The organism is Streptomyces sp. W16 (genome assembly GCF_033194735.1).
Classification (GTDB): Bacteria; Actinomycetota; Actinomycetes; order Streptomycetales; family Streptomycetaceae; genus Streptomyces.
Genome location: NZ_JAWOAI010000711.1, coordinates 1 through 4,119, shown reverse-complemented (window position 1 = coordinate 4,119; position 4,119 = coordinate 1). Strand labels below are relative to the sequence as shown.

Genomic DNA, 4,119 nt, shown 5'->3' with positions numbered 1-4,119 from the left:
AGTGCCTCGGCGAGCGCGGCGTTGGCGGCCAGGCGGCGGCGCAGCGACTCCGTCTGGAGGACGGCGGAGCGGACCAGCGGGTGCCGGAAGGCGAGGCTCACCTCGTCGAACCGGATCAACCCGGCCGCCGCGGCGGCGTCGAGCACCCCGACCGTCACCGGGTGGCCCGAGAGCGACGAGGCCGCCGCGAGGATCTCCGCCACCACGCTCTCGTGGTCGACGGCCGCGATGAGCAGGGCGTCCCGGGTCGGGGCGGGCAACTCCACGATCCGTCCGCCGAAGGCTTCCTCCAGCCGTGCGCTCAGCGGCAGGAACGACAGGACGGGTTCGACGACGGGATCACGCGCCGAGCGCGAGGCCGCGGGAAGCTCGACGAGTGCAAGTGGGTTGCCGTCCGCCTGCCGCAGGATCCTGGTCCGGTCGGCCGCGGTCAGATCAGCGGCGGTGGCCTCCAGCAGTTCACGTGCGGCGCGCTCGTCCAGCCCGCCGAGCCGCAGCTCCGGGAGGCCCACGGCGGCGAACGGTCCGGTGTGTTCTTCCCGCATCGCCGCGATGATGACGATCGGGTCGCTCCCGATCCGCCGGGCCAGGAACGCCAGCACCTCGTGACTGGGCCGGTCCAGCCACTGGATGTCGTCGACCAGGACGGTCATCGGCCGCCGGGCCGAGATCTCCGTGAGCAGGTTCAGCGCGGCCAGCGCGATGAGGAAGGGCTCGGGAGAGGGCGCGTCCTCGGCACCGAACGCCGACGCCAGCGCCCGGCGCTGCAACGCGGGCAGCTTGTCCGCATCGTCGAGGAACGGACCGAGGAGCTGATGGATTCCGGCGAACGGCAGCCGCGCCTCGGCCTCCGTCCCGGTGGCCCGCACCACGCGGTGCCCGGCGCCGCGGGCGTGGTCGGCGGCCGTGCCCAGCAGGGCCGACTTGCCGATGCCCGCCTCGCCCCGGACGACGATCGCCGCGCCGTGTTCCGGGGCCCGGTCGATGGCGTCGGACAGCGCTCTCAGCTCCTTGTGACGCCCGACGAATTCCGAGGCCGTCATCACGCCGCCTTCCTGCCGGGCACGGCCCCCACCTGCTGTCCGATGCGGAAGCAGTCCGCGCGCTCTCCTGGAACACTAGGAGCGAGGCGTTCGTGCGGATTGGCTGTCTGTGCACAGGTCTTGCCTGAGGCTGCACCGGCCGCGATCTCCGCTTCGGCACGGGAATCATGGGTTCGGCCCTGGACGGCCTTGGAGGAACGGTTGGGAATCATCCTCGACACCGCTCGGCTCCCCGCCCGTGACCGGGCGGAGGCGGTCGGCGCGGCCATGAAGTACGCGGCTGTCCCCTGCCACGTGATCCACGAGGACGCCGATCTCGGCATCCGCACCCGGATGGAACTGTGGCAGCTCGGCGACGTCAAGATCTTCTCGACCTGGTCGTCCGGCCTCCGTCTCCTCCGCACGCCCAAACAGGCCCGCCAGGACGCCGCACCCGTCGTGGCGCTCTCCGTCCAGAAGCTCGCCGACGGACGTCAGGAGCAACTGGCCTGCCGGCGTCTCGTCCCGCCCGGGGAGATGCTGGTGATGGACCTGTCCGCGCCCTACGACTTCAGCTGGTCCGGCGAGGGAGCCGTGGGCTGCGTGCAGGTCCCCATCGAGGCGCTCGGCCTTCCGGTCGACGTCGTCCGGCGGGCTGCCCAGCACCTCCCGACGAGTCCCCTGTACCGCCTGGTCACCGACCACATCAGCCAGGTCACCCAGGACGCGGCGCGGCTCAGCGACCACCCGGCCGCGGTGACCCTGGGCACCACGGTCACCGAACTGGCCATGGCGCTGCTCGCCTCGGCCGCGGAGGACGAGCGGTACTCCCGCCCGGTGCTCGCCGAAACGCTCCTCACCCGCATACGCGCCCACGTGCGGAGCCACCTCACCGATCCCGAGCTGGGACCGGTCTCCATCGCCGCCGCGCACAACATCTCCGTACGCCACCTGTACAAGATCTGTGCCCAGGCCGATCTCAGCCTCGAACAGTGGATCATCGGCCTGCGGCTCCACGGCGCGCGGGAGGAACTGGCCCGTCCCGACAGCAGCCGACGAAGCGTCTCCGCGATCGCCCGGCAGTGGGGCTTCCGCGATCCCGCCCACTTCAGCCGCCGGTTCCGCGCGGCCTACGGGCTGTCACCGAGCGAGTGGCGACGCGCGGCCCTGTCGGCCTGAGGGCGGCGGCCACCCGTCGGCGGCTTCAGTCGCATGACTGAAGCGGGCACCCGCGCGGTGTCCATAGTCTCGTCCCGTCAATGGCGACCGGACGAGGAGACCCATGGGCAGCGGCGTACTTGTCGGCAGGCGGCGCGAGACGGACGTGCTGAACGCGCTCCTCGACCGGACATCGCCGCGACCCAGGGTCCTCCTACTGCTCGGCGATCCCGGCATCGGCAAGTCGGCCCTCCTGCGCGCCGCCCAACACACGGCCCGTACACGGGAGTTCCGGGTGCTCACCGTGGTCGGCGTGGAGTCCGAGGCCACCCTGCCCTTCGCCGGGCTGCACCAGCTGCTGCGCCCGGTACTCGACTTGGTGTCCCTGCTGCCCAGGACTGAGCGCGCGGCGCTGCTTCCGGCGTTCGGGCTGACCGAGGGGCCGCCACCCGAGCCGTACCTCATCGCGCTGGCCGTCGTGAACCTGCTGGCCTCGGTGGCCGAGGACCGGCCGGTCGTCGTACTGGCCGACGACATCCAGTGGCTGGACCCGCAGACCCATGAGGTCCTGGCGTTCCTCGGCCGCCGTGCGGTGGGCCCGGTCGTGGTGGTGGCCGCGATGCGCACCGGTCACCCCGGCCCGTTCCTGACCGCCGGATTCCCGCGGCTCACGGTGGGCGGGGTGGACCGGGAGGCAGCCGCACGCAGCCTGTCGGCCCACGCCCCCGGTCTGAGCCCGGCCGAACGGCAGCGGATCCAGGGCGAGGCCCTCGGCAATCCGCTCGCGCTGCTGGAACTCCCCGACGCGCTCCGCCTGTCGCCGACCGACGGGCTCCGTCCGCTGAGCCTGCCCGACCGGCTGGAGGGGGCGTTCGCGGGCCGGGTCCGCGAGCTGCCCGGGCCGACCCGCGACGCGCTGCTCGTCGCCGCGGTGGATTCGGTCGGCGCCCTGGCCGAGATCCTGGCGGCCACCTCGGTGCTCCGGGGCAGCGGTGTCGCACGGACGGTGCTTGTCCCGGCGGAGACGGTGGGACTGATCGAAGTACGCGACGGCGCCGTGGAGTTCCGGCACCCGCTGATGCGCTCCGGCGTACTGCAGGCCGAGTGCCTGGCCCGGCTCCAGGCGGCCAACGCGGCGCTCGCCGAGGCGCTGGTCGACGAGCCGTACCGGCGTACGCGGCACCGCGCGCAGTCGATCGTCGGCCCCGACGACCAGATCGCCGATGAGTTGGAGGCCAACGCCGCGCTGGCGCTTGGCCGGGGAGCGGTCATGTCGGCCATCGGTGACCTGGAACGGTCCGCGCGGTTGACGAGGGGATCCGCCCGGCGCGGCCACCGGCTGCTGACGGCGGCCGAGCACGCCTTCGGGCTCGGGCGGGCCGACCTCGTCGACCAGTTGCTCCGGGCCGCGGCCCGCACCGACCTGTCCGAACTGGACCTGGCCCGCAAAGAGTGGCTCAGCGAGATCTTCGACGACGGTGTCCCCGGCGACGCCCGGCGGGTGTTCGACCTCTGCGACATCGCGCTGCGGTCCGCCGAGGCCGACGACCACGACCTGGCCCTGAACCTCCTGCTCGGCGCGGCCCTGCGTTGCTGGTGGGGCGACACCGGTCCGGCGGCACGGGCCCGGGTGGTGGCCGTAGCGGAAGGGCTCGACGGTGTGGACGACGACCCCCGCCGCACCGCGGCCCTGGCCGTGGCCGAACCCGTGCTTCGCTGTGCGGTGTCGATCGAGGCGCTGTCCCGGGTGCCGCCGGACGGTCGCGTGGACGCCGACGCGCTGCGCCTGCTGGGCATGGCCGCGCACGCGGTCGGTCATGAGGCGCTGTCCGCCGGGCTGCTGTGGCGGGCGGAGACGGCGCTGCGCGAGCAGGGCAGGCTCGGTCTGCTCTCCCACGTGCTCAGCATGCAGGTCATGGTCCATCTGGATCTGGGGGAC

At 73.1% G+C, this 4,119-nt stretch carries 3 protein-coding genes; 2 read left to right on the top strand and 1 reads right to left on the bottom strand.

All coding sequences use genetic code 11. The features are described from left to right. Positions 1-1,043, bottom strand: a 1,043-nt coding sequence (locus R6V09_RS47655; protein ID WP_317887698.1) for an AAA family ATPase, incomplete at its 3' end; no start/stop codon positions are given. 201 nt (positions 1,044-1,244) lie between these two features. Here R6V09_RS47655 and R6V09_RS47650 point away from each other — a divergent pair. Together R6V09_RS47650 and R6V09_RS47645 are read left to right on the top strand one after the other, a co-directional pair. Further along, positions 1,245-2,201: a helix-turn-helix domain-containing protein gene (locus tag R6V09_RS47650; protein WP_317887697.1), complete on the top strand. Its 957-nt coding sequence runs from the start codon at positions 1,245-1,247 to the stop codon at positions 2,199-2,201. Between the two features lie 103 nt (positions 2,202-2,304). Beyond that, the coding region (locus tag R6V09_RS47645; RefSeq protein ID WP_317887696.1) for an AAA family ATPase at positions 2,305-4,119 on the top strand (1,815 nt) is incomplete at its 3' end.